Raw genomic sequence first — 25,184 nt, 5'->3', positions numbered from 1 at the left:
TTAACTCCCCCTTATCTAAAAATTCATTTTTAGAATCATCAGTTCGACCCTGCCCAGATTGTTGTCATTTGAACACAATTTATAGCCACCTCCTTTATATGTTACCGCTTACATTTATCTTACAGGTCTAAAAAAAGACAGACAATCTAAAAAATGTGACGTATTATATAAGATAATTGACTTTTTTAGGAAGGAGATGAAACGATGGTTCATACGGTTTCTTATGCTTTTCGTAATGACGATACATCAATCATGACACTGGACTCTATTGGATGGCAGATCGTTTCTAGCGAGGAATATCGTTGTCCAAGTGATGGTAGACCGGACCCGGGGCACGTCGTTTTTCAATACACGCTTAATGGCCAGGGTTATCTGGATATTGAAAATCAAACGATTCCTTTACCAAAGGGACATGCCCTACTTGTTAAAATCTCCGGAGAACATTGCTATTACTATAAACAAGAAAACAACGAACCATGGGAATTTATATGGATCAACATTCGCGGGGATGAAGCTAACCGAATCTGGGATATGATGCATGATAATGAGGGGCATGTCATTCGACGAAACGCGGACTCTCCCTTGATTCAAGAGTTATGGCAAATTATCCATTTGATTCATCAAGAGAAAGTTACGGACAAGTATCGCTTGTCCATGCAAGTCTATCGGTGGTTGCTTATCCTGGTACAGACGAGTCGGGATGCGGAGAAGGATATCGGTGCCCTATCCATAACAACGATCGAGAAATGTAAAAAGTTCATCCGAGAGAATTATGCATCTCCATTAACGTTGGATCTTCTAGCCAGCCATTGCGATATCAATAAACACTACTTGTGCAGATTGTTTCAGAAATCGGAGAAAACATCACCGCTAGCCTATCTGAAAGACAGACGCATTGAGGTTGCAGTTCGACTACTCCGTACAACGGAACTTCCGATTTCCCAAATTGGTCAACAATGCGGTTTTGAGAGTCCCAGCTATTTCGGCAAAGTTTTCCGGCAATATATGTCCATGTCGCCCAAAGAATACCGCTTGAATAAGTTAGAGTTTCCTTATGAGGCCATCTATTATGAGTAGCTAAACTTGCTGTTTGCTAGTTGTCCTTGGCTTGGGAACAGCTCTTATACCAATATAATAAAAAAAGCCGCTAGAATAGCGACTTTTAATGGAACTATGTTCTTTGTGTGCTTCGATGATTGCTGCACTTATTGAGCGGTGTATCCTCCGTCTATGATCAGACTATTTCCTGTCATATATGAAGAATCGTCACTAGCTAGGAACAGAACGGCTTTCGCCATCTCTTCTGCTTGACCCAGACGTTTCATTGGTGTTGCCGCAGAAAGTGCTTGTTTGCTCTCTTCCGGGATAATCGGTGTATCGATGAAGCCAGGGCAAAGGGAGTTCACCCGAATATTCTGCTCAGCATACTCCAGCGCGAGCGAACGCGTCAGGTTCACAACGCCACCTTTAGCTGCATTGTAGGCTGCTGAACCAGGTGAACCAACCCATCCATACATGGAAGCCGTGTTGACGATTGTACCTCCACCAATTTTGAGCATTTCGCGAATCGATTCACGTGCAACCAAGAATACGCCGTCCAGATCAACATTGACCGTATTGCGCCATTCGGCATAATCAAGCTCATGTGTCGGATGAACACGCCCGATTCCCGCATTGTTGAACACGATATCCACTTGACCAAATGTTTCTACGGTTTGTTTGAAAATCTCAGATACCTCTTCTTCACTTGTTATGTTTGCTTTAATAAAGAGAGCCTCTGCTTTAAGCGCTTTCAGTTCCTGCTCAAACGCCTTGCCTTTTTCTTCATTCAGATCCACCAAGACCACTTTAGCTCCTTCGGAAACGAATAAGCGAGCTGTCGCTGCACCAATCCCGGATGCTCCTCCTGTGATGACTGCAACTTTATCTTGAAGTTTGCCCATGAATAAATCCCCCAGTATAATATTTTGAATAGCGCCTATATAAATAGTGCTATATGATGTTTACAAAACTAATTCTATGCTTAAAATTGTAACAATCCAATCATTAAGATGTGACCAAGTGTCTACCTCGTAGACACTTTATAAAACTATGTCTATATTTATAGGAGTTTTTTTGAATGAATAATGAACTTACTGTGACATCTCAACATCGTAATCGAACCAAGGAGCACCTAAAAACCGCTCTGATTCAGCTCATTAAGAAAAAAGGGTTCCATGGTGTTTCTGTCAAAGACATCGTTGATCAGGCGGGTTATAATCGCAGCACGTTTTATTTACACTACCAGGATAAATATATTCTCGCCGAAGAGTTGTTGACTATGACACTCGAAGGATTGAGGGGCGCAGTAGGCAAACCCTATTGGCACGGTCAAAAGGTTTCAACCAACAAGCTGGATGCCGAATCTTTTCAAATCGTGGATTATATCTACGAGCACCGTGAGTTCTTCGAACTGATTCAATACGATGATACGTTACCCGGTCTACATACAGGCTTTCCACAAACCATACTCAAAATCTATCAGGAGCAATTTGTCTTTGAGACGATCAACAACTCCCCAGTTAATATGGATTATTTCAAATACTATACCGCCTACGGTTTTTTTGGACTGTTGAACAATTGGATATTAAGTGGATATCGTGAATCACGCGAGGCATTTATCAAAAACGTAATTGAACTCACCAAAACGCATATTCACTCTTTTCATTATGTGGGTGACAAGTTGGAATCATGATCTCAAGTAAGTTGATTTGAACATCACGATGAACGATATGTCTGCCTTAGATAACAGGCCTGTAGCGATGGAGCAGATGCTCCTGATTACTCAGGGACATGCCCAGAATCTCTTCGATTTTATGAATACGCTGATACAAAGCATTGATATGAATATGAAGTGCTGCCGCAGCTTGGACTGCATAACCTCCACACGCCATATACGTCATCAGTGTTTCTTCTAACCCACCGGTCTGCCCTTTGCAGGCCGAAGTGAATACTTCTGCCATAAACGCATTCAAATCCTCAGCCGGTTGCCGGATAAACAACCGGTTAACACCGATATCCGTATATCGGATCGTCCCCTGTTCTCTTCTTGTCTTCTGGTATGCAAGTGCCTTGTCCGCTTCCTGGTATCCCGTCCACTCCTCAAACTCCAGCAGTCCCACCACGATGGAGGTTGAAGGAACGATTCCGATCTCCCCAGACTTCTGCCAATAATCCTCTGTAAAATCCACAAAGGCATGGTTACTCTTGCCTTGACCATTAACGCGTCGATCGCAGGGTCATACCTCCACAACACACCTAAGCACTCATAAGGGCTAACCGTAAGCAGCCGTTCGGATGAGGTAGTGCAGGTCATGCTGGAGGTTGGATCAGCCATGCCTGAATCTCTTCGCGAAACAGCAGCCGGCGGCCTCGCCCAGACACCAACAGGACGCAAAATCACAAGGAATTTACAGCATAAATAAAAACGGGCCTGTCATTTATACGAGAGGAATGCAACCACAAGATAAAAGCATGCCTAATAATAAAAGAGACCATGACACCAGCTGGACAATGTTTTCTAGCGGCCAAATAATTAATATTTCAGGGTTGCAGAGTGCTTTTTAATGCCTGTTTTATTAAATAAAGCAACTTCAAAATCAGATACCCATATAATTTCACCTAGATGTTTAGCATAGGCAAATTCATCTGGTTGTTCTGATATGATCTTCTCTAAAAGTATTTGCGTACCATCTCGTTGTAAAATAGTTAGGAATATATCCATGCTATCTACATTATGATGGCAAATGACTTTAGCATAGTACTTCTTATTAGGGCTCTTCACATCCTTTTTCCAAGTCCATTCATTTACATAATCTAACTCCTCAATTTGCAAAGCTATCTCCCTAAATGGATCAACCTCCCAATTATTACGTAGAGCAAGTTTCTCTATGCCTTCCATTAGCAGGCGAAGCGTAGTCTTTTTTTTCTCCAGCTCATTTTTTGCGCTAAAGTCATTCAAACTAAATTGGATCGGTACCGAGCACACACCAGAATCGTTAACAATCCGTTCATCCGAAATGTTTTCTACACATTCTATTAGGACTTTCCAACAATCTTTCGTTTTGTATTTCCCCAACAGACGTTCATACATCGCTGTAATACAGCGAGTTTCCAAGCTAAAAGAGCGTCTTTGCCATTTCCAATTCAATGCATAATCTAATTTTGTTGCTTCGTTGCGATCGCAATTTTGCTCTTTCATTATAGATTCAATATTTTCATCATCTACAATATACGGTAAATCTAAATTGAATTCTTTTAAATACATCATCTGATCCTCTCCATGGTTTATAAATAAAAAATCTAAAAGGCATTTAGCCAATCAAGGCCTCATCCTCAGTCAGTTCATCATTAATTTCTATCCAAACTCGAAGCCCAATTTTTGAAGCAATTAAGCATCTCTTCTAAATTTTTTGCTCCCCCTGCACTCTGAAACACTCCATCTCTCACGATACAGTAGAACCAATCTTGTTCATTTCTCTCTTTTTCAATCGAATCAAATGGCACATCTTCTAAATATGTATCCGTCAAATCGATTTCGACAGACCAACCAGGATTATCCACCGTATCAATTCGCACACCGTATGAATGCTCCCAATCGCCGTCACAATTTTCATAATACCAGCTTTGAATCCATTTTAGGCTATCCATCGTCGTGACCTCTTTTTTTGTTTTTTCGACTCTAGGAACTTATTATTTAAAAGAATCCTCAAGCCATGTTTCATACTTTTCTCGTATGAATTACCTTTTAGTAATAATTTGCTTTTTTTATGTAGGGTATACTTTAAAGCAAGGGGAAAACTTTATTTCAAATCAAGGAGGTTATTATGAAAAAAATAATATTGTTTATCTTCATTAGTATGACTATACTTGCGGGCTGTTCTAACAAGGATGAGAAAGAGAATTATCCAGTTTTCGAGGGCACTGTAGTATTTAAAACAGATGAAAATGACAAGTACAAATTTCTTGTACTACAAAATATAAGTAAGGAAGATCTGGAGAATGGAAATCTTGAGGATTTTATAGAACTAGCACAAGACCAGGAAGCTTCGTATTATTTGGTCAATAGAGAAACATATGAAACAATTGAAGTAGGGCAAAGAGTAAGAATCACTGCTGGCTTAGACCAACTAGAACCCTCGCCACCCATTAGAACGGTTGTGAGTATTGAAAAAATAGGCTGAGATCTTTCTATTGCCAAACGATAAAAAGTCCTTATCGTTTCAAGTGAACGTAAGGACTTTTTATCATTTTGGGTTCAAAAGTTCGGAGTTAAATTTCGCGCGGTTAAATCCGACGGGCCTCTATTTCCATCATTGTCCCAACCATATCAACTGATTTATGGAAGATGTGCCTTTATAAAATTAAAATCCGCTGATGATTTTTAATTTCACATGGATAAATATGTGATTTGGTCCTCTTTGGATTGTCCCCTGCTCCTTCCAAAAAGACCGTCACATGTTTTCCAATATACCAACTGCATGCTTTGTTTCTTTATACATAAAGTAATCAAAATCGGCATGTTTTCGGGTTCCGCCAAGATCCTGCACACAAAGACCGATATAGGTTCCCGTAAACCGGATATACTCCGGAGATTCATCGGACAGATGTGTGATATCAATCCACCCGCCTGCTGTATTCCAGGATGAATCACTATTTAACGCATAATAAAAGCGGGCGCGATCTTGATCTACCACAGTCTTTAAACGGAGCGTGCTCACCGACTCTAGCGGAATATCCTCAAGCAGTTCGTCGTATACCCCGTATTTGGACTGAATAATCCCCAGGCAGAGCCCTCTCTCTTCATGATAAGTTACACGTAAGTAGAGATAGTCCTGGGTATCGTAGTACAAAATCAATCCGGCCATTTGCTGGGGATGGTCCGACGCAAATTCCAGACATGTCTCGGCTTCACACTCCAAGGCCTGAAGTCTCCGTGCGATCATGCTTTGCCTGTGCGTTGAACTCATCGACTCCATGCCGTGCAAGCGCAAGTAACCAGGGCGTTCCGTCAAGCTGAGCCAAGTCGAATCGGGTGGAATGCGAAGTGTATTCCAATCCTGCCGAAGCTCAAATTGATCAAAGTGATCCATTTCAGTAATCGGTTCAAATGGATGTGACGGGATCTTCGGTGCAGACACCTGAACCTCCGGATATCGGTCACCGCTCGCAAGTCTCAGCCAGCCGTCCTCACTCCACGTACACGGCTGAAGTGCGGTCTCACGTCCAAGAATGCAATATTTGTGATGAACGGGTCGTCCGACCAGATGAGCCATGTACCATTCGCCGGTATGCGTTTCGACTAGACTACCGTGGCCTGCCTTTTGCAGTGCTAAATCCGGTCTGCCGTATGAAGTGAGGATCGGATTGGCAGGATCGACCTCATAAGGACCTTGTAACGTACGGGAACGTGCTGAGGTAACCGCATGCTCATAACCGGTTCCACCTTCAGCCGTAATGAGATAATAATAGTCGTTGTGTTTATACAGGTGGGGTGCTTCGGTCAGGCCTAATTCTGTTCCCTTAAATATGTTCATGGCCGGTCCAATCAGCTTATGTTCCTGGACGGAATATTCCTGAAGAACGATGCCTGCAAACCGGTTTTTGCCCTTACGGTGATCCCATATCATATTGACCAGCCATGTGCGTCCATCTTCATCATGAAACAGGGAAGGATCAAAACCACTGCTGTTCAGATACACCGGATCGGACCAAGGGCCCTCGATATCCGTTGCTGTCACAAGGTAATTGTGGGTATCTTTAAAAGCGCCTACCCGGCTTTTGACATCGGTGTATATCAGGTAAAACACACCGTTGTTGTAACTAAGACAGGGTGCCCATACGCCTCCGGAATTAATGTTGCCCTCCATGTTCAACTGCGTTACACGAGTCAGCGGAGAAGCAATTGGCCGCCAATGAACCAGATCCCGGGAATGGTGAATCCGTACACCAGGGAACCATTCAAAGGTGGAAGTAGCGATATAATAATCCTCCCCTGCTCGGCATATGGACGGATCGGGATGGAAACCGGGAAGGATGGGATTGGTGATCATTTTCTGGATCTTATTCATGGAAGAAACCTCCGGTATGAAAGTAATGATCTGTACAACACAGATACACAAAAGATGGATATCAGTACCAGCCCAACGCTTTTTTGCCGGCTTCCAGGGCGGTCACGATCCGATCGACATCATATACATTCCCTCTCCAAGTCCCACCGCTGACCGATTGCAATGCAGCCCAGAGCTTTGTATCATCCGGCAAAGCTTCATCAGGCCTCATATCCGGATGGAAGGACCTTTGTGCCAGGATGAGAGCACCTTCTTCCGGCGAAAACTCCAGCTCTCCTTCTCCGACAAAGTTAATGCTGCCCTCCAGCGTGTTACGATCAACCGCAATGTCAATCAGATCTCCGTTCCGCAGCTTGCCAATCGGTCCGCCTGCCAGCGCTTCGGGCCCAACATGACCAATACACGCTCCGGTGGAAACACCGGAGAACCGGGCATCCGTAATCAGTGACACGTATTTGCCAAAAGGCAAATGTTTAAGCGCAGATGTAAGCTGGTACGTCTCCTCCATCCCGGTTCCCGATGGACCTCGCCCAAGAAGCACAACAACGTCGCCAGCCAGAATACCTCCGGTCTTAATCGCATGGATTGCCTCACGTTCGGTGGTAAACACCTTTGCTCTGCCACAATGACGGTATACACCATGCTCATCCAGTACAGCAGGATCAATAGAGGTGGACTTGATGACAGAACCTTCCGGAGCGATATTCCCGGTTGGAAATGTTACGGTCGAAGAGATTCCAAGCCGCTGAGTGTGTTCTACACTCATGATGACACTGTCCGGATCAATGCCGTCCTGCTCTTTTAACTGCTTCCGCATGAGATGACGGCGTTCCGACGATTCCCACCAGTCCAGTACCTGACCCAATGAAGTACCTGTAACCGTTGGTACAGACTCATCCAACAGACCAAGCTGTCTGAGGTGGAGCATGACCTCCGGTACACCTCCGGCCTGAAAGACACGTATGGTCGGATAAAAGATCGGTCCGTTTGGCAGGGCACTAACCAGCCTTGGAACATTTTTGTTGACCTGTATCCAGTCCTGTACCGTGGGTACGGTTAAACCGGCGGCATGGGCAATCGCCGGTATGTGAAGAAGCAGATTGGTCGATCCACCAAACGCGGCATGAACAGTCATCGCATTGCGAATGGATGCATCGGTGACAATGTCTGCCATTCTCATGCCCTGTGACTCCATATGGATGAGTGCACGTGACGATTGGCGCGCCATTTCAAACCAGATGGGCTGCCCGGAAGGTGCAAGCGCGGCATGTGGCACTGTCATACCCAGTGCCTCTGCTACAACCTGGGCCGTAGCCGCGGTACCTAGAAACTGACAGCCTCCTCCCGGTGTAGCACAAGCTCGACATCCTAAATCCGAAGCCATTTCCAGAGAAAGTTCCCCGTTGACGTACCGTGCACCGATGGTCTGAATTTTACCGGCATCCTCTCCATCGGTAGGCGGAAGTGTGACGCCACCGGGAACGATTACACCAGGCAATTGCGGCATGCCGGCAAGTGCGAGCATCATCGCTGGAAGACCTTTGTCACAAGTGGCGACACCAAGAACACCTTTACGCGTTGGCAGCGAGCGAATCAATCTGCGAAATACCATAGCGGCATCGTTCCGGTACGGAAGCGAGTCAAACATGCCGGTTGTCCCCTGTGATCTGCCGTCACACGGATCGCTGACATATCCAGCAAACGGGATTCCTCCCCGGCTTGAGAGTTCCTCTGCGGCAGCCTTCATCAGTAGGCCGACCTCCCAGTGGCCGGTATGGTAACCGAGTGCTGCCGGGCTGCCGTCTTCATTGCGTATGCCACCTTGTGTACTCAAGATCAGAAATTGTTTTCCGTTCAAATCCCCGGGCTTCCAGCCCATTCCAACATTCTGGGACATGCCAAACAAGTCGCCGCTTGGAGCATTCCGCAGCAAATCATCCGTTAGAGGCAGACGTCCTGCAGCCCCTGGAGCATGGGCTATGATATCGAAGCAGTTGGATGCGGTCTCTCCCATAATCGACGTAATCTGTTCGTACATGATAGCCTCCCACAGTTTATGACTTCACAAAGACCGTTTTGATGGCCGTGAAAAACTCGATAGCCGCTTGCCCCTGTTCTCTGGAGTGTGAACTCGACATCTTCATTCCGCCAAACGGAGCCTGCAGCTCTACGCCGGCCGTTTCTGCATTAATTCTGACGAGTCCTGCATCCATGTCCCGGATGAAAGACAACATGGCTCCGACGTTCTGTGTATAGATGGAAGCACTCAAGCCATAATCGCTATCATTAGCCGCTTCGATGGCTTCCTCCAGGGAATCTACCGCAATCAAGGCCAGAACCGGGCCAAAGATTTCTTCCCGGGCGATGGACATATGGGATTCGACCCCTTCAAATACGGTAGGCTGCACATAGAATCCCTCTTCCAGTCCCGGACCGTCCCCTCTTTTTCCGCCAGCGAGCAGAACAGCACCTTCATCCTGGCCTTTTTGAATGTAACTCAGCACGGTATTGAGCTGTCCTTCGCTTGCACATGGACCCATCCAGCTTCCAGAAGACATGCCGTCACCCAGTCGAATTTCCTGGATTTGCGAGAGCAGCTTTTCTTTGAAGGCATCGTATACTTTTCGTTCAATAATGACCTTGCTGGTGGCCGTACATTTTTGTCCGGTCGATTTCAACCCTCCGCTGATTGTGGCTTCCACAGCCAAATCCAGGTCAGCGTCAGCCGCGATAATAATCGGGTTTTTCCCACCCATTTCAAGTTGATACTTGGCTCCACGTGCCAGTGCTGCGCCGCCGACCCGTTTGCCCACTTCATTGGAACCTGTGAACGTTATTCCGCCCACATCCGGATGCTCAGCAAGTGCAGATCCGATCACTGAGCCTCTGCCACATACCAGATTAAGAACACCTGCCGGAATGCCCGCCTCTTCAAAACACTCCATTACTTTAGCTGCAGTGACCGCAGTTTCCTGAGCAGGCTTCAACACAACCGTATTGCCGTAAATTAAGGCCGGAGCCGTTTTCCAAATCGGAATGGCTACTGGGAAATTCCAAGGAGCAATAACCCCTACAACGCCAAGGGGTACGCGGGTCGTAAACATCAGCGCTTCGCTATCCGTTGATGGAATGACATCACCGGTTTTTCGCATGCCTTCTCCAGCGTAATACCTTAAGATCGCGACACCGCGCAGTGTCTCTCCTTTGGCTTCGGGGAGTGTCTTGCCCATTTCCCTGGTCATCGCCTCTGCAACTTCATCGGCCCGGCGTTCCAGCACATTGGCTGCCTGAAATAGATAGTTTCCGCGTTCCGCGCCCGATAACCTCCGCCAATCTTTTGCTGCTTCCTTCGCGGCTGCAACAGCCCGGTTCAGATCCTCTACGCCTGAGGTGGGTACGTAGCCAACTACCTCCTTCCGATTCGCCGGGTTGATGCTCGGTTCGGTTTCACCGGATATCGCCTTCACCCATTCTCCGTTAATGTAATTGCTGTATGTCTGCTCTACCTGAAATGTGGTCATCGCATTCATCCTCCTTGTACATTAGTTTGAAATGACTGGATTAATAAGTGTCCCGATATCGCTAATGGATATTTCAATGCGGTCCCCGGGTGCAAGTGTAAAATCATTGGGTGGCACGATGCTTGTGCCTGTCAATAACACCGTACCGTCAAACAAATCGTTATCTCTGGCCAGAAAGGAGACCAGTTCATCGAGTTTTCGGTTTAACTCACTTGTGCTTGCCTCGCTTTTGACAACTATTTCACCTTCGCGATATATTTCGCAGACGATGCTGAACGCATACGGATTCTGCACCGTTTCCGCCAGACGAATGGATGGACCTATCGAGCAGGAATTGCGCCACATTTTTGCTTGCGGCAGATACAGCGGGTTTTCCCCTTCAATATCGCGGCAGCTCATGTCATTGCCAACGATGTATCCCACAATGCTGCCATCTGCGGCAAGCACCAACCCCAGCTCAGGCTCCGGGATCTGCCAATTGGAATCGCTGCGAAGTGTGACAGCCTCATTGGGCCCGACGGTGCGGGCTGCTGTAGATTTAAAAAAGATCTCCGGTCTTTCGGCATCATAAACTTTATCGTAAAAGGTTTTTGCATCCAGCTTGCCTTCGGTTGCTTCATAATTTCGCGCTTCGCGGCTGCGTTGATAAGTTACACCCGCCGCCCATACTTCCGGAGCTTCCAATGGAGTGATTAGATGCAGGGAAGTCCAATCGTCAGTTAACTTGTTTGACGGTTTAAAAGCGCTTTCAACAAGTTGAACTGGAGAAATCCCCTGCTTTCTTGCTTGATGGATCAAAGTCATAAAATCTGCTTGTGGCAAACGATACGCTTGTTCATCATCCGTAACGGCTGCCAGCCACTTCTGTTGTCCGTCCAGAAATCGAATAATTCTCATTCAAGCTTGCCTCCATTTTTCCCCATCGGGTTGATAATACTACCATAGCACCGGCTATGGTTCATGACGATGTTCTAATCACTCCGACGATTTACCCTTTTCACGCATTTTTTTTCTGTTAAGATGAGGTTATATCCGTTGAACTGAAAATAATTTACGAGGACACTCCGATGACAGGATGTTGGAATATAGAATCGTACAAGGGGGTTGGTTTGCTGTGACCAAGCTTTCGGATGCTGTGTATTTAGGGCGTCTGCCCGATGTTCGCATGTCTTTTCAATTATTGGGGCTGCATGCAAGAAAAGTAGATTCCAGCTGGACTTATCCGTCCCATGAACATTCAATGTATGAAGTGCACTGGATGATGGACGGGCAGATGAACATGGTGGTCAACGGGCAGTCTTATCGTCAGTCGGTTGGCGACCTTCTGTTCATCCGGCCGGGTATGACTCACTCTTGCACCGGAGCCGGACCGGAGGGGTTTACTTATTTTTCCGTGCATTTCAGCATACACGATACATCCTTTTGCAGAGAACTTAACCGTTGCAAAGACATCTATTATCCGGCAAATTCGAATTTGGCTCTGGGGCTCTCCTCTTCCCTGTCTACCTTGTATGGTCTGGCTACAGAGCATCTGTCTAACTCGTTATCTTCCTCCAAACAAATGAAGGTACATGCCGCCGTGTTTGAACTGCTTGGTTCCCTGGTCGGCCAGTTATCTCAGCAAGCTTCCGTTACGTTGTCGAGAAAAGAAACCATTGCCCATCAGATTGCCGAGCACATTGAGGATTCGGTAAGATATATCCATCTTCACGGGGAAATTCAGGAGAGTGAGCGAACCTGGATTCAGGACATTGCCAAATCGCTGAGCATTAGCCCGTCACAGGTTAATCGTATTTTTCGGCAGGTATATGGCATCGCTCCACGCAAGTTTCTATCCGAAACCCTTCTGAACGAAGCGCAACGGCTTTTAAAACAAACCGACCTGAACATAGACCATATTGCGATGATGCTTGGGTATAAGACCAATGCGCATTTCAGCCGCCAGTTCAAGCGGTGGACAGGCATCGCGCCAAGTGAATTTCGCAGCCATTCCCAGCAGACTACGGCAGCCGATCGTCCTGATGGTTCATACCGCTGAGCTTTTCTTTCTATAAAAGGTAATAATGTTGGGCTGGTCCATGGCGTCTAGCATATTACCGTCAAGATTTACCGCGGCGACGTAGTTGTAAAAGATTTTTGAATTTCGAAACAAAATAGCCGCCAGGTTGGCGGCTATTTCTGCGACTATTTTGTTATTACTTGGCACAGCAATGTTGATGATTTTCCCCGCCCTTTAGAGTCGTGCGAAGGTGATGTAATCAACTTGGACAGGCTCCGCCGATTCGGTTCGAAGTGCCCGGTTAATCTGTCCCCGGTGATACTGCCCATGTAAGATGACTTGCGAGAGAATGTCCCGGATGGAAGTTCGGAACGGAACCCCGCTCTGGTTTGCATAGTCAATGATCTCATCCAATTTGAATTCCTCGAGCCCGTCCATATAGACGCGATATTGCTCGATGTTTTCTTCGAAGATCTCCCGGATCGCCGTCAAGTCTTCCGTTTCTTCCCACAATGAATATTGTGCGCTACCCTTGCCTTGCAATCGGGACAGCCATACGCGTTCCGCAACCGCAACATGTCGAACCAGCTTCAGAAGCTCCTTGTTCTCTGTCTTTGACTCCTCGAGCGCGTCTAAAATACGTTCGTCTGCCCAGTACAGATGGTCCATCATGCGCTTGATCGTATTCATTTCACTTTCCCCCTTATCGTCTCACTGTCACTACACGACTTATCATGCTCCGATAGACTTTAGAGTTTGAAGCCACAGTTTCCGTCATCTGAACTCGGAATAAGGAATAATAAACTCTGGCATTCCTTCAGCGTAGGAAGTATATTCATATTCTGTGAAATAGATAACGATACCATCATGGCTCAGGTAATAATCTCGATCAGCTTCGATCGTCTTAAATGGAGTGGACAACTCCAATCCGCGATGATTGATGTGATCTGTGATTTGGCTGTTAATGATAGAGACATAATCGGCGTTACCTGCTGCTTCCTTCAACGAAATCAGATCACCTGTTACGAGATCGAACGTGTAAGGAACCCTCGTCGTCATTCCGTGCGCTCCCCCCATATAAAGATCATAATCCACATATAGGCTCAATTTTCCATTCTCGTTATACATAACTGTAAATCTGCCATCGAGGCTCGGTTGCCGAATTTCAGCCTTTGGATTTTTGATTAGTAATTGATTATTCGCTTTTACGACTGTATCCATTTCCTTCGATCCCGCTGCAATGTGCTTGTCGGTCTCCTGCTTCAAAAAGGCGTTGATCTTATCCTGTACTTTCTCTCTTGCATAGCCCTTAATTACCGGATAGTAGACGAGCAATGATTTGCCATCTCCGTCGGCACCGATCTCTTCCGCTTGAACCTGCAAGTCGTTTTCCTTAATCGATTGAATATCGACCTGCTTTGTACTATTCTGATATGAAATTACATAGCCCATCCGCTCCAGTAGGAAGCGAAGTGGCAAATAAGTTGTATTGTTCTGGAGAATGACTTGAGGTCCAAAGACCGGTTGTCCGTTCAAATGAATAGTATTGTTAGAGAGATTAATTTGAAGCGATCGTCCATTTCCCGATACTTCAACAAGTTGATTAGTCTTATTGAAATTGGTGGTTAACCCCAGGGCTGTATTTAGGTTCCTAAGAGCAATATAGGTCGATCCGTTTTTATTAATCGTACCAATGTTTGATTTCTTTCCTTCAATGCTGAACGGTTGTGCGGTAACTTTATATTTGGAAACGGAAGCTGCAGCGGCTACCGGTTGGCCTTCGGCCATGAAGTATGCCAGGGGCGATGCCAGTAATGCTGTCATAATTGCACTTACAATTAACTTATTTCTCTTCTTGTTTCTATTCATTTTTTTCTTACATCCTTTCTGGATTCAAGTTCATTGCTTTCTAGCTTTTAAACGCAGCTTTTAACTAAAAGGTTTCAAATCAACATGGGACTTGATTGTCAGTACTGTGATATTCTTAATGTTACGAGGAAGAACAGTGAAACTGCAGGAGGTTAGACATCCATGAAATCCAAACGAGCAATAATCGATCGAAGAAACGCTGAGCGTCGGGTTCGCCGGGAACAGAAAATCAATCCACCCGGTCCTTTCTTCAAGCTGTTCGACTGGATGTGGAAGATTATATTTATCTTGTTCCTGTCATCTCTTTCTGTTGTTGCCTTCTGCCATTGGTTTTTGCGCACGGGTTCTGGTCCGGGAGGATCAAATCTCATCGCTTTCACTGCTGAACGAATGGCAACTTTAATGCTTTTTATAATGCTGGCTACTGCCTGCATAGTCGGTATACGAGCTATGATTAAGTCTAAAGATAACTCTGCCAGCAGAGCTTCCAAACATCCAAACGGAAAACGTTTGATCATAATGAAAATTATTGTTTTTCTGTTCTTTGTAATCGTTATGGTCATCTCAATGATTATCTGCTGGGCGCAGCTGAAAGCTTTATTGAAGATTGGAAAACTATTGTTATTGTCTTTAGGTTGATCATGTAGCCATTCGGGCTTATGGAATATCTCTTACCTGTGTCCAACCGCCGTATATAGTCCATGTCCTCCTCATTCAGTTCAAAGTCGAATATTTTGATATTCTCTTTAATCCGTTGAGGGTTCGTTGATTGGGAATGACCATAATTCCGCGTTGCAGATGCCAGCGCAAAATGACTTGCGCAATTTGCGATTCTTTTAATATTTTCAGATGATGGGATACGGTCGGTCGGGATAGATGTGTTTTCATCCTGATCTCGCCTACGCGCATGCCGGTTTTTTGCGGTGCTTCGCGGCTTTAATTGTTGTTTGCCCACGTGTTTAAGGTGCTTACATATGCTGTAGACCCCAGTCTTGTAATCTATATGGAGAACTTCTTGATTTCGGGTCTCATCCATAATGGGATGCTTTTCTACCCAGTGCCAGCGGATAAACCGATCCCATGGATCAGCTCCGAGGATGCAGCACAATATCATGTTTATGCGTTAAACCATCCTGATCTGGCAGGATTTTTCAAGGAATGTACGACTTGTACATTCCCTCTTTCTAATTAGGACTATAACGCCAGATAGATCTCCTGTGTAACTTAACCAGTCCACCTACCTATTCACCAGTAACCATAGAGTTTTCAGTCCTACTTCTCGTCCTTTTGAATAGAATTAGGACAAGAAATAAAGCTACGCTTACAGCTCCAAACCCCAACCAATTCAAATACATGACAGATGAACGACTGATCACAAACCCACCTAATCCAGATCCCAGTGCAAAACCAAATTGGATAAATGATGTATTTACGCTTAGGGCGATGTCAGGATTACGAGGTGCCAGTGTAACCAGATATAGTTGCTGGGCCGGAGATATGCTCCACGTTGCTAACATAAAAATCATTAAAACCAAGATTAACATGATAAGATTAACTCCAGCTAGAGCAAACAAAAGAAGAGTTACGCCTTGTAACAGAAGGCCTAGACAAATTGTAAACTTTGATCCCTTTGCATCTGCCAATTGTCCGCCCACTTTTGATCCGACAAAGCTGCAAATTCCCGCGAGAAACAGAACACCGCTTATCTCGGTCATGGTAAGAGTGGATGTAGCTTGCAAGAAAGGCGTAATATACGTGAACAGTGTCGAATAGCCTCCGATATACAATAATGTAATAAGCAAGGCAGTCAGAATGAGTGGATTTTTTAAAATGGAGACCTGCATACTGAGGGTGATCTTTTCTTCCTCTTTGATTGCCGGAACCTTTTTGTAGATAATAAGTAATGGAAGAACACTTAACAATCCAATGATTACAAATAGAACTCTCCATCCAAACATTTCACTAAAAAATGTGCCCAATGGGACACCGAGCACAAGCGAACTGCTGAGCCCCATCAAAATGATGCCGATGGCATTGCCCCTTTTTTCTTTTTCAACCAGTCGTGTCGATACGGCCATCGCTACTACGGTAGCCACTCCTCCGCTAGCCCCTTGAATAATTCGCACCCATAGTAAAGTTTCGTAAGAAAGGTCAACAAGCATAAGTCCGTTGCTGGCAATAAACACACTGAGGGCGGACAACAGTAACTTCTTGCGATCCATATTTATTGTAATTGCAATGAGAATCGGAGCGATAATGGCCGCTGCCAGAGCGAATACAGTCACCAGTAAACCCACTTCGGAAGTAGATACGCTCAAGTCTGAGGCGATCATTTCAATGACTCCTGTAATAATGTATTCAAGGGTTCCAATCAGAAAAACAGCCAATGCCAAGATATATATAATCCATTTATTTTTCACTTTAATCCACTCCGTCTTCTCTAGTTATCTATTTAGTATTGGAATTTGTATTTCTATAAACTGTACATCTTGTTCTTGAGATAAGGGTAAATATAATTCCCTACCAGCTCCGTTCTCCTTGATCTGATAGTTATTATTCTCAATCCATGTAGCTAGATGAACACAGGCTTTACAGGCAAAGGCGGCATTGGAACGATAAGCTATGGTGGCCATCATGGGCTCGGCAGGAAGAGTCCGCAGTTGAAATGGGGCGAGAGGTGATCGCAGATCACAGCTTAAGAAGTAACCTATTTCAAACTCGAATTCTTCCTCTTGTCCTGCGATTTCTTTCCACAAAACAACCTGAGGTCCGTCAATCAGTTGGCGCATTTCTTTTGTTAATGACTGATCAAACTGATGAAATAAACTCGAGATCTCCTCTTCCCTCCCGCACCCTGTCTGAAAAAGAAACTGCCGAGCACCTTCCTCTTTAATTCGAATTTCTTGCCCGGTTTCAATGTGCCCCTCTTCCTCTAGAAGCTGCATGCGTTCCTCAATTCGGACGAGTTTGGCTTGTTCCGTATCGATAATTTGCTGAATTTCGCTTCTTTTTAGCTTAAACATGCCTTGAATATTGTCCAATGTAATATGTTCCTGTAACAGCTGTGTGATTTGTGGCAATGTGAACCCCAATTCTTTATAAATGAAGATTCGGTTGAGCTCGAGGAGCTGATCTGCGGAATAGTAACGGTAACCCGTATCGTGATCTACCTTTCTCGGCTTAAGTATGCCAATCTGGTCATAATAACGCAGTGTTTTTAATGAGACCCTGCTTAGTCTGGAAAACGCACTGATTTTGAACAACATATCATCTCCAATCTATTAACATAATGCGAGTATATAGTTTCCCGTACAGGGGAAAGTCAAGGGTGTATATGCTTCTCATTTTTATATAAAATTAACCACCGTCCTTGTCATCACTCTATGTTGCTGTTATGGGCAAGTCAAAAACCGTTTCTGAATGAAACGTTCATTTTTTTTGAACAAAAAAATGCCACTGATTGTGGCATTCTCTCGGTACGCATTCAATTATCCTGCTCAGGCAGGTTTGTATTATTTTCCGGTTTCAGCAAATGTTTTAATACGCTCCCCGATCTGGTCACGAACCCTTTGGAATACGGCCCACTTCTCTTCATCAGACCCTTGCGCTTTGGCAGGATCATCAAATCCCCAGTGTTCCCGTTTCACATGTGGAGGCGTCATTGGACATTTATCTGCGGCATCCCCACACAACGTGACTACGAAATCAGCATTGTTCAACAACTCTGAATCAATGATATCGGAAGTTTGAGTAGCAATATCCAGATCAACTTCTTTCATGGCTTCCACTGCTTTTGGATTCAGACCGTGTGCCTCGATTCCTGCACTATAGATGTTCCAGTCCTCACTTAGATATTTCTTGGCCCAGCCTTCGGCCATTTGGCTCCGGCAAGAGTTGCCTGTGCACAGGAAGTACAGTGTTTTTTTACTCATGTCCATCGTCTCCTCGTTGTTTGAATTATAGATTGCTTTTATAGATTGCTTTTATAGAATGCTTAACCACAGATACAGACCCACTAGCGTAATAAGCAGAGTCGGAATGGTGATTAAGATACCTGTCTTGAAGTAAGTGCCCCATGAGATTTTGACACCTTTGGTGCTCAGCACATGAAGCCAAAGCAGGGTCGCAAGTGAACCAATCGGGGTAATCTTGGGACCCAGGTCTGATCCAATAATATTGGCGTAAATGAGTGCCTCCCGAACCGTTCCTGTAGCCGTTGTTGCATCAATGGCAAGCGCATCAATCAACACGGTAGGCATATTATTCATCAGGGATGAAATGATTGCCGCAATAAAGCCCATACCCATCGTTGCAGCAAACAATCCCTGATCCGCCACAACCTGAATGACCACGGCTAGAAGATCCGTTAAACCCACGTTACGTAGACCATAAACCACGACATACATGCCGATGGAGAAAAATACGATGGCCCACGGCGCTTCTTTGACAACCAATGTAGTTGGTACAGCTGAACTGCGGGAAGCCATGATCAGGAAGAATATCGCGACAATACCTGCCACAAAAGATACGGGAATGCCGATAAATTCACTGGTAAAGTATCCAATAACCAGAGCCCCTAACACCACCCACGACAACCGGAACATTTTCATATCCTTAATGGCAGATAACGGAGGCTTCAATTCACTGGCATCAAAACGTTTGGGAATACTCTTGCGGAAAAAGAGATACAGTACACCGATACTCGCCGCCAGCGAGAACAGATTTGGAACAATCATCCTTCCTGCGTACTCCATAAACGTAATACCAAAGAAATCGGCAGACACAATGTTGACCAGGTTACTTACAACCAGCGGCAAGGAAGTTGTATCCGCAATAAATCCGCTGGCGATAATAAATGGGAATACTTTTTTCTCATCGAAATTCAGTGCACGTACCATGGCTAGAACAATCGGTGTCAGAATCAGTGCGCCTCCATCGTTGGCAAAGAAAGCAGAAACCACCGCTCCCAGGATGGAGACGTAAACAAACATTCGTACACCATTGCCATGAGCGGCTTTGGCCATATGTAAGGCAGCCCATTCAAAAAAGCCAATACGATCCAGAATTAATGAGATCAGAATGATTGCGACAAAAGCAAGCGTGGCATTCCACACGATTTGTGTCACATCCCATACATCTTCCAAATTGACCACACCCACAAGTAAAGCAAGGATTGCTCCTCCGCAAGCAGACCAACCAATGGACAGGTTTTTAGGCTGCCAAATAACGAGTACAAGTGTAATCAAAAAGATGATGCAGGCTAACAGCGTAGAAAACAAAACCATACACCCCCTTTCAGTTCAGCTTTATTTATATTTGTATATAATGATATACTTATATAATGATCAAAAATTAATTACACTCTGAAGTAAAGTTTTCTTTATTTAACGATTTAAGAATAGTTGCTGTATCCGGCATCAAATCCAGGACAGATGTAATATATGGTGTATTCTCTACATTTAAAGAGTAGTATACCCACTGACCACGTTTATTTTCTTTAACCAAGCCTTGATCCTTCAGCTTGCGCAAATGTTGACTAATTCCAGGTTGTGACATGTCTAAAATCTCTACAAATTCACACACGCACCATTCACGTTCTTTGAGGAGTGTAAGGATCGTAAGGCGTGTTTTATCACCCAGCAATTTAAGCTTATCCGCTACCTCTTGCATAGAATCCATAGCACTTCCTCCTTCAACTACATATAAGTGTATGCTTATATTATAATATCAAAAAAATGAAGTCAATGTTTACTTGATGATTAACTCCAAAAGTCGTTGGTTCGAATTCGAATCAACGATTTTTGGAGTTTGTGAATATTTTTTAAATAAACAGATTATGATTGGCTTGTGATGCTTGTCCAAGATAGTAACCGACACCACCAATTTTAACTTGGTCTATTAATTCTTCACGCTGAATTCCCATTAAATCCATGGACATTTGGCAGGCAACGATCTCTACTCCTTGTGCAATTGCGCTCTCAATCAATTCTTCCAATGAAGGCACATGATGTTTTTTCATCAAACCACGGATCATCTTCGGGCCTGCTCCGAGCATATTCATTTTGGACATGCCAAGCTTCTGGCTCCCACGAGGTAACATCATATCAAACATACGGCCGATCATTGTTTTGGATAACTTCTGCGGCTGCTGCTTGCGAATAATGCTCAATCCCCAAAACGTGAAAAATAGGGTTACTTTCCGTCCACTGGCTGCGGCCCCATTTGCAATAATGAGTGAAGCGATCGCTTTATCCAGATCGCCACTGAACACAACCATCGTGCTGGCTGGATCACTGATGGGGGATTCGGATACGGGTTGTGCTGTATTTTTAGCAATGACAGACTCAATCGTACCGCCTTTCAGTCTTTCCAACTGCAAGATTGTGGAACCCGACATCGTGGCCCAGGCTTTGACATCTTCATAAAAGCCTGGATCGGAAGCTTTCACACGAAGGGTTTCTCCGTTTGAGAGTTGATCCATTTTCTGCTTAACCTGAATCAGGGGACCAGGACAACTTAATCCGCATACGTTCAACTCATGATCAATACGTTGCGGCTGTACTGAGTCAGTGGGAATAGACTCCTTTTCGTTCGCGTCTATCACAGGATCATGCTGCTCTTGTGTTGTAGCAGTAAATGGAGCAGGCTTAAATTGGGCTTGTCGGTATGTTTTATAACCACCACTCAGGTTTTTTACGCTAAAACCATGCTGATGCAAAATTTGCGAAGCTGTATAACCACGTAAGCCGACTTGACAGTATAGCCAGATTTCTTTGGAAGGGTCTAATTCATCTAAACGTTGACGAAGCTCATCAACTGGAATAGAGAGTGAATCTGGAATATGACCATTTTGATGCTCGATTTCACTGCGAACATCCAGAAGTATCGACTGCCCCGGCTGACGATCAGCCAGTTGATTATAGGTGAACGTCTGAACACGTCCGGTGATCATATTCTCTGCTGCATATCCAGCCATATTCACGGGATCTTTGGCAGAAGAATAAGGTGGCGCGTAACTCAGTTCAAGCTCTGTCAAATCCCGGACATGTCCTCCAAAATGAATGGCTACAGCAATGTCATCAATTCGTTTATCCACTCCATCATAACCGACTGCTTGTGCGCCTAAAATTTTGCCTTCCGGAGTAAACAGCAGTTTAAGAGTAATCGCACTTGAACCCGGATAATACGATGCATGAGAAGCAGGGTGTACGATAACGGTTTGATAGTCCACGCCGAGACGCTGTAGTGTTTTTTCATTACTGCCTGTCGTAGCTGCGGTCATTCCAAATACTTTGATAATGGACGTACCTTGTGTTCCTTTGTAGGTAGATTGAAGCCCTGCGATACGGTCGGCAACAATACGACCTTGTTTGTTGGCAGGTCCGGCAAGTGGTATCGTTGCCTTCGTACCATGAATGGTTTCCGTTACTTCGATCGCATCCCCAACAGCATAGATATGTGGCACACTACTTTCCAAGGCTTCATTTACGATAATATGTCCACGTGCACCCAGCGAAACGCCGCTATCTTTCAAAAAATAGGTGTCTGGTGTTACGCCTATCGCAAGAATAACCATGTCAGCAGTCAGCGTGTGACCATCCGCAAGTTCAACCCCTATGCCCTGCTCTAGGGAATGGAATCCCTGAACACGCTTGGAAAACAGCAGGTTTACACCATGATTCTCCATTTCCTGTGCCAATGCGGCTGCTAACTCGGGATCATATGGTGTGAGTACTTGTGCGTTCCCCTCAATAAGCGTTACATCCAGACCAGCTTCCTTTAAATTCTCAGCCATTTCTACGCCTATAAATCCACCACCTATGACGATCGAAGACTGGTTGTTAGAAGAACTTACCTGTTCTTTGATCCGATCAATATCAGGAATACTTCGTACGGTATAGATTAGTGGATTGTCCTTACCCGGCAGATCGGGAATCATCGGTTTTGCACCTGGTGACAATATCAACTCGTCATAGCTTTCTTCATATGCACCGCGCTCCTGGGATTGTATCTTAACCACTCGCTGCTGCGAATCAATAGCTACGACCTCACTTCTTGTACGCACATCGATACAAAAGCGATCTGCCATCCCTTTTGGCGTCTGCACCAGCAGACGCTCTCGATCATCGATTGTGCCACCTATATAATAAGGTAAGCCACAATTGGCAAATGAGATATAGGGTCCCTTCTCAAAGATAATAATCTCGGCATGTTCATCCAGACGGCGAAGACGTGCAGCTGCAGAAGCACCTCCAGCTACACCGCCAACAATAAGTACTTTTTTGCTCATGATTCACAATCATCCTTTTCAAATAAAGTTTTAATAATCTGTTCAACCCGTTGATCGGCAAGCACATAGTTCACTTCAAGTCCATTCCGCTCCGTAGCAACAATACCTGCACTACGAAGCTTCTGGAGGTGTTGTGAGACTGTTGATTGGGGAAGATCCAGACATTCCTGCATATAAGAAACATTACATTTTTTTTTCATCATCAGTCCCCGCACAATGCATAAACGAATGGGGTGAGATAAAGCTTTCAGCAGATTAGCAGGTTCATCGAACTGTTTAATGTTATTACTGTCAAAAGCGGGAGTGTTCAAAAGGTATTCCTCCTAAATCGTTATATCGTAATAATACGATTTATTGATTCTCATGTCAAATGTATTCTCGAGTGAATGCGTTCAATAAGTTCATACCCGCTCAACCCTACGGCTTTGATTTGATTCAGGTGGATGATAAAAATGCCTGCCAAAACCGCTAAAAGCGATACCTGACAGGCAATCATGTTGTATCAGATCTTCATAAAATAGTGATTTAACTGAACGTCTTATATTAGAGTATAACAGGCTGAATCAGTCCGTCCTTACCAAAAAGAAGCGGGTCCATACATATTTCGCGGTGATACCCCTTTCCAGAGGAGAATCTGGACAGTGGTGTTACAAAACGGTGATAGGCAATCTGGTATTGACCGGTTTCAGAATCATTAAATATACAGTGATGACCTGTGCCCAGCATGCCCTTCTCCACATTTTTGCTCAGGATTGGGTATCGATAGGTAATTGGACCATATAGCTGCTCTGCCGTACCGTAATTAACATGATAGTCTTCACTGCCTGTGTCATCACAGGACCACGTAAAGTGGTAAAGTCCACCCTGCTTCAACACGGCTACAGCCTCACGAAAATCATGCAAGCCCGCCAGATTGCTCATTGTGTCCTCTACGACACTTATCATGTCTTCACCAAGCTCCACAATGGCAGCATGTCCATTGCCAAATAGCAGATACGTTCTTCCATCCTCTTCGACATAGATGGAGGGATCAATGGCCTGACCCATGGTGATGCCCAGACGTTTCAACTGCTCCATTGTGATTAAAGGCTGTGACTCGGCCAGGAATGGACCAATCGGTGTATCTGCTACAGCAACGCCAATGGCACTCTCGCCGTTCAGCATTTTGCCACAGAAATAAAAATAGAACTTTCCGTTTCGGCTGGCAATTGCCGGTGCCCAGGCATTACCGGTTGCCCAAGCTACATCCTCTGTTCCCAGATCAAGGATAACACCTTCATCTTGCCAATGCTTCAGGTCTGAAGAAGAAAACACTTTGAACTTTGTCCCCGACCACCCCTCGAAGCCATCTGTTGTGGGATACATATAGTAACGATCCCCAAACTGTGCGATATCAGGATCGGCATATTGTCCGGGGAGCACTTGATGACCATCCCCGAAAGCCGCGAGAAGCCGGCTGCACTCCTCAGCTGTGATTGGCAGGACACTTCCATGCCGCTTTTGAGTCGTTCCCATATCGAATTCACCATCAGGGACGATTCGGAATTCTCCACTTCTTAGATCTGTAGTCAGCAGAGGAAGATAACCCTTTCCTTCAGCAAATCGATCAACAATCAGGCACCATTCCTCCCGGTCATTGAATTTAAAGATTTGAGGTCCCTCCACACCTGCCACAGCCTCCAGTACCGGAGCTTGAAGTGTAACAAACGCCCCTTTGTCGAGAGAGTCTCCTTTTTCTACCCGTATGTTTTTGGTTGTTTCATCCTTGGAGTATCGATAATAAGAGCCATCCGCTGGAAGAATCGTTGTATCAATAATATGATTATCCCGCTCAATGTATTTTTCCGATGCGGAGAACGTACGAAAGTCTTTTGTGCGAGCGCTGTATATTTTTTGTTTTTGTTCTTGCTCCTGAGGTTCCTGCGTCGCAGAAGCCCAGAATACAAGAAACTCATCTGCCATTTCATCATACACAGCTTCCGGTGCCCAGACACATCCAGCGCCCTCAACACCTAGTGTAACGTTCCATGGGGATGACCAGTTCACGAGATTGCTGGATTCCCATATGATTACGTCACGACTCCCGGCATTAACGGCATGAGTCCACCCTTTGCCGCTTGCGATGCGGAGATCCGTAGCAATCAGATAAAATTTATTTTCCTTGACTGAACGAACCAGAAACGGGTCCCGTACCCCCTTTTCTCCAAGGTCGGAAAACAGCACAGGAGATCCGCCATTAAGATCCTTCCAGTGAAGACCATCCTCGCTATAGGAGAAATAAACCTGCTCTCCGTCTGGTTGTTCGCCAATAAAATGTACAAAGAGATACCCATCATAAGTTGGAGTTGTTTTGGTCAATGGTAAAGAGCCTCCTGAAAGTGAAATTGATTTTATAC

The 25,184-nt window shown here is 45.0% G+C and carries 23 protein-coding genes and 2 pseudogenes; 6 read left to right on the top strand and 19 right to left on the bottom strand.

The genetic code is table 11. The features are described from left to right. The first annotated feature begins 204 nt into the window (after positions 1-204). Positions 205-1,077 carry an AraC family transcriptional regulator gene (locus tag AC4E8D_RS16485; protein WP_221821310.1) on the top strand — a complete coding sequence of 291 codons (873 nt, stop codon included), beginning with the start codon at positions 205-207 and terminating at the stop codon, positions 1,075-1,077. Between the two features lie 128 nt (positions 1,078-1,205). On the opposite strand, the gene AC4E8D_RS16480 is transcribed toward AC4E8D_RS16485, so the two are convergent. Continuing rightward, entirely contained in the window at positions 1,206-1,943 is a 738-nt protein-coding gene (locus AC4E8D_RS16480; RefSeq protein ID WP_074095227.1) for an SDR family NAD(P)-dependent oxidoreductase, read from the bottom strand. 176 nt (positions 1,944-2,119) lie between these two features. Between AC4E8D_RS16480 and AC4E8D_RS16475 the strand changes: the two genes are divergently transcribed. Further along, positions 2,120-2,734 carry a TetR/AcrR family transcriptional regulator gene (locus AC4E8D_RS16475; RefSeq protein WP_221821308.1) on the top strand — a complete coding sequence of 205 codons (615 nt, stop codon included), beginning with the start codon at positions 2,120-2,122 and terminating at the stop codon, positions 2,732-2,734. Positions 2,735-2,780: 46 nt separating this feature from the next. Here AC4E8D_RS16475 and AC4E8D_RS16470 read toward each other — a convergent pair whose 3' ends face one another. Beyond that, positions 2,781-3,230 carry a PucR family transcriptional regulator gene (locus AC4E8D_RS16470; protein WP_339303933.1) on the bottom strand — a complete coding sequence of 150 codons (450 nt, stop codon included), beginning with the start codon at positions 3,228-3,230 and terminating at the stop codon, positions 2,781-2,783. Between the two features lie 99 nt (positions 3,231-3,329). Here AC4E8D_RS16470 and AC4E8D_RS16465 point away from each other — a divergent pair. After that, positions 3,330-3,464: pseudogene (locus AC4E8D_RS16465) on the top strand (L-serine ammonia-lyase, iron-sulfur-dependent, subunit alpha); the annotation flags it as partial. A gap of 110 nt (positions 3,465-3,574) precedes the next feature. Here the strand turns inward: AC4E8D_RS16465 and AC4E8D_RS16460 are convergent. Together AC4E8D_RS16460 and AC4E8D_RS16455 are read right to left on the bottom strand one after the other, a co-directional pair. After that, positions 3,575-4,309, bottom strand: a complete 735-nt coding sequence (locus tag AC4E8D_RS16460) for a hypothetical protein (protein ID WP_339303931.1) — start codon at positions 4,307-4,309, stop codon at positions 3,575-3,577. An 80-nt stretch (positions 4,310-4,389) separates the two neighbouring features. Then, complete coding sequence (locus tag AC4E8D_RS16455) at positions 4,390-4,689, bottom strand: immunity 53 family protein (RefSeq protein WP_339296837.1); 300 nt, start codon at positions 4,687-4,689, stop codon at positions 4,390-4,392. 176 nt (positions 4,690-4,865) lie between these two features. On the opposite strand from AC4E8D_RS16455, the gene AC4E8D_RS16450 reads away from it, so the two are divergent. After that, complete coding sequence (locus AC4E8D_RS16450) at positions 4,866-5,222, top strand: DUF3221 domain-containing protein (RefSeq protein WP_339303929.1); 357 nt, start codon at positions 4,866-4,868, stop codon at positions 5,220-5,222. A gap of 270 nt (positions 5,223-5,492) precedes the next feature. Here AC4E8D_RS16450 and AC4E8D_RS16445 read toward each other — a convergent pair whose 3' ends face one another. From AC4E8D_RS16445 to AC4E8D_RS16430, 4 genes are all read right to left on the bottom strand, one after another. Next, positions 5,493-7,109: a glycoside hydrolase family 43 protein gene (locus AC4E8D_RS16445; RefSeq protein WP_490204956.1), complete on the bottom strand. Its 1,617-nt coding sequence runs from the start codon at positions 7,107-7,109 to the stop codon at positions 5,493-5,495. 61 nt (positions 7,110-7,170) lie between these two features. Then, positions 7,171-9,147, bottom strand: coding sequence for a YjhG/YagF family D-xylonate dehydratase (locus tag AC4E8D_RS16440; RefSeq protein WP_490204955.1), 1,977 nt, complete (start codon positions 9,145-9,147; stop codon positions 7,171-7,173). Between the two features lie 16 nt (positions 9,148-9,163). Next, positions 9,164-10,630 carry an alpha-ketoglutaric semialdehyde dehydrogenase GucD gene (gucD, locus tag AC4E8D_RS16435; RefSeq protein WP_490204954.1) on the bottom strand — a complete coding sequence of 489 codons (1,467 nt, stop codon included), beginning with the start codon at positions 10,628-10,630 and terminating at the stop codon, positions 9,164-9,166. 21 nt (positions 10,631-10,651) lie between these two features. Further along, positions 10,652-11,527 (bottom strand): fumarylacetoacetate hydrolase family protein, encoded by an 876-nt coding sequence (locus AC4E8D_RS16430; RefSeq protein ID WP_339303921.1) that lies wholly within the window; start codon positions 11,525-11,527, stop codon positions 10,652-10,654. Between the two features lie 217 nt (positions 11,528-11,744). On the opposite strand from AC4E8D_RS16430, the gene AC4E8D_RS16425 reads away from it, so the two are divergent. Continuing rightward, positions 11,745-12,668, top strand: a complete 924-nt coding sequence (locus tag AC4E8D_RS16425) for an AraC family transcriptional regulator (protein ID WP_339303919.1) — start codon at positions 11,745-11,747, stop codon at positions 12,666-12,668. A 195-nt stretch (positions 12,669-12,863) separates the two neighbouring features. Here the strand turns inward: AC4E8D_RS16425 and AC4E8D_RS16420 are convergent, their stop codons facing one another. Together AC4E8D_RS16420 and AC4E8D_RS16415 are read right to left on the bottom strand one after the other, a co-directional pair. Then, entirely contained in the window at positions 12,864-13,319 is a 456-nt protein-coding gene (locus AC4E8D_RS16420) for a DinB family protein (RefSeq protein ID WP_221821294.1), read from the bottom strand. 84 nt (positions 13,320-13,403) lie between these two features. Next, positions 13,404-14,498, bottom strand: coding sequence for a stalk domain-containing protein (locus tag AC4E8D_RS16415; RefSeq protein ID WP_490204953.1), 1,095 nt, complete (start codon positions 14,496-14,498; stop codon positions 13,404-13,406). A 162-nt stretch (positions 14,499-14,660) separates the two neighbouring features. Here AC4E8D_RS16415 and AC4E8D_RS16410 point away from each other — a divergent pair, with 162 nt between their 5' ends. Further along, positions 14,661-15,137, top strand: coding sequence for a hypothetical protein (locus AC4E8D_RS16410; protein ID WP_490204952.1), 477 nt, complete (start codon positions 14,661-14,663; stop codon positions 15,135-15,137). A gap of 188 nt (positions 15,138-15,325) precedes the next feature. On the opposite strand, the pseudogene AC4E8D_RS16405 reads toward AC4E8D_RS16410, so the two are convergent. The 9 genes and pseudogenes from AC4E8D_RS16405 to AC4E8D_RS16365 form a co-directional block, all read right to left on the bottom strand. Next, a pseudogene (locus AC4E8D_RS16405) lies at positions 15,326-15,416 on the bottom strand (ArsR family transcriptional regulator); the annotation flags it as partial. Positions 15,417-15,739: 323 nt separating this feature from the next. After that, positions 15,740-16,918 (bottom strand): MFS transporter, encoded by a 1,179-nt coding sequence (locus AC4E8D_RS16400; RefSeq protein WP_490204951.1) that lies wholly within the window; start codon positions 16,916-16,918, stop codon positions 15,740-15,742. 24 nt (positions 16,919-16,942) lie between these two features. Next, positions 16,943-17,761 (bottom strand): MerR family transcriptional regulator, encoded by an 819-nt coding sequence (locus AC4E8D_RS16395; RefSeq protein WP_339308705.1) that lies wholly within the window; start codon positions 17,759-17,761, stop codon positions 16,943-16,945. Positions 17,762-18,010: 249 nt separating this feature from the next. Continuing rightward, positions 18,011-18,430 (bottom strand): arsenate reductase (thioredoxin), encoded by a 420-nt coding sequence (gene arsC / locus AC4E8D_RS16390; RefSeq protein ID WP_339303907.1) that lies wholly within the window; start codon positions 18,428-18,430, stop codon positions 18,011-18,013. 51 nt (positions 18,431-18,481) lie between these two features. Then, on the bottom strand, positions 18,482-19,783 hold the full coding sequence (locus AC4E8D_RS16385; protein ID WP_445252473.1) for an arsenic transporter: 1,302 nt from the start codon (positions 19,781-19,783) through the stop codon (positions 18,482-18,484). Positions 19,784-19,850: 67 nt separating this feature from the next. Beyond that, positions 19,851-20,177 carry an ArsR/SmtB family transcription factor gene (locus AC4E8D_RS16380; protein WP_221821278.1) on the bottom strand — a complete coding sequence of 109 codons (327 nt, stop codon included), beginning with the start codon at positions 20,175-20,177 and terminating at the stop codon, positions 19,851-19,853. Between the two features lie 142 nt (positions 20,178-20,319). Further along, positions 20,320-22,788 carry an FAD-dependent oxidoreductase gene (locus AC4E8D_RS16375; RefSeq protein WP_339303903.1) on the bottom strand — a complete coding sequence of 823 codons (2,469 nt, stop codon included), beginning with the start codon at positions 22,786-22,788 and terminating at the stop codon, positions 20,320-20,322. After that, on the bottom strand, positions 22,785-23,099 hold the full coding sequence (locus tag AC4E8D_RS16370) for an ArsR/SmtB family transcription factor (protein WP_036615511.1): 315 nt from the start codon (positions 23,097-23,099) through the stop codon (positions 22,785-22,787). The genes AC4E8D_RS16375 and AC4E8D_RS16370 overlap by 4 nt, the downstream gene beginning before the upstream one ends. Before the next feature lie 232 nt (positions 23,100-23,331). Then, a complete protein-coding gene (locus AC4E8D_RS16365; protein ID WP_221821274.1) occupies positions 23,332-25,146 on the bottom strand; it encodes a glycoside hydrolase family 43 protein in 1,815 nt (604 codons plus the stop codon). Between the last annotated feature and the right edge of the window lie 38 nt (positions 25,147-25,184).

The organism is Paenibacillus sp. SRL342, assembly GCF_984798905.1.
The sequence above is the reverse complement of the archived record's forward strand: the minus strand, read 5'-3'. Positions and strand labels throughout refer to the sequence as shown.

Excerpts from the sequence above, each read along its gene's own strand:
- AC4E8D_RS16455 (WP_339296837.1), bottom strand. The coding sequence starts at position 4,689 with ATGGATAGCCTAAAATGGATTCAAAGCTGGTATTATGAAAATTGTGAC.
- AC4E8D_RS16415 (WP_490204953.1), bottom strand. The coding sequence starts at position 14,498 with ATGAATAGAAACAAGAAGAGAAATAAGTTAATTGTAAGTGCAATTATG.
- AC4E8D_RS16380 (WP_221821278.1), bottom strand. The coding sequence starts at position 20,177 with ATGGATTCTATGCAAGAGGTAGCGGATAAGCTTAAATTGCTGGGTGAT.
- AC4E8D_RS16460 (WP_339303931.1), bottom strand. The coding sequence starts at position 4,309 with ATGATGTATTTAAAAGAATTCAATTTAGATTTACCGTATATTGTAGAT.
- AC4E8D_RS16485 (WP_221821310.1), top strand. The coding sequence starts at position 205 with ATGGTTCATACGGTTTCTTATGCTTTTCGTAATGACGATACATCAATC.
- AC4E8D_RS16445 (WP_490204956.1), bottom strand. The coding sequence starts at position 7,109 with ATGAATAAGATCCAGAAAATGATCACCAATCCCATCCTTCCCGGTTTC.
- AC4E8D_RS16410 (WP_490204952.1), top strand. The coding sequence starts at position 14,661 with ATGAAATCCAAACGAGCAATAATCGATCGAAGAAACGCTGAGCGTCGG.
- AC4E8D_RS16430 (WP_339303921.1), bottom strand. The coding sequence starts at position 11,527 with ATGAGAATTATTCGATTTCTGGACGGACAACAGAAGTGGCTGGCAGCC.
- AC4E8D_RS16440 (WP_490204955.1), bottom strand. The coding sequence starts at position 9,147 with ATGTACGAACAGATTACGTCGATTATGGGAGAGACCGCATCCAACTGC.
- AC4E8D_RS16420 (WP_221821294.1), bottom strand. The coding sequence starts at position 13,319 with ATGAATACGATCAAGCGCATGATGGACCATCTGTACTGGGCAGACGAA.
- AC4E8D_RS16450 (WP_339303929.1), top strand. The coding sequence starts at position 4,866 with ATGAAAAAAATAATATTGTTTATCTTCATTAGTATGACTATACTTGCG.
- gucD (WP_490204954.1), bottom strand. The coding sequence starts at position 10,630 with ATGACCACATTTCAGGTAGAGCAGACATACAGCAATTACATTAACGGA.
- arsC (WP_339303907.1), bottom strand. The coding sequence starts at position 18,430 with ATGAGTAAAAAAACACTGTACTTCCTGTGCACAGGCAACTCTTGCCGG.
- AC4E8D_RS16480 (WP_074095227.1), bottom strand. The coding sequence starts at position 1,943 with ATGGGCAAACTTCAAGATAAAGTTGCAGTCATCACAGGAGGAGCATCC.
- AC4E8D_RS16385 (WP_445252473.1), bottom strand. The coding sequence starts at position 19,783 with ATGGTTTTGTTTTCTACGCTGTTAGCCTGCATCATCTTTTTGATTACA.
- AC4E8D_RS16375 (WP_339303903.1), bottom strand. The coding sequence starts at position 22,788 with ATGAGCAAAAAAGTACTTATTGTTGGCGGTGTAGCTGGAGGTGCTTCT.
- AC4E8D_RS16475 (WP_221821308.1), top strand. The coding sequence starts at position 2,120 with ATGAATAATGAACTTACTGTGACATCTCAACATCGTAATCGAACCAAG.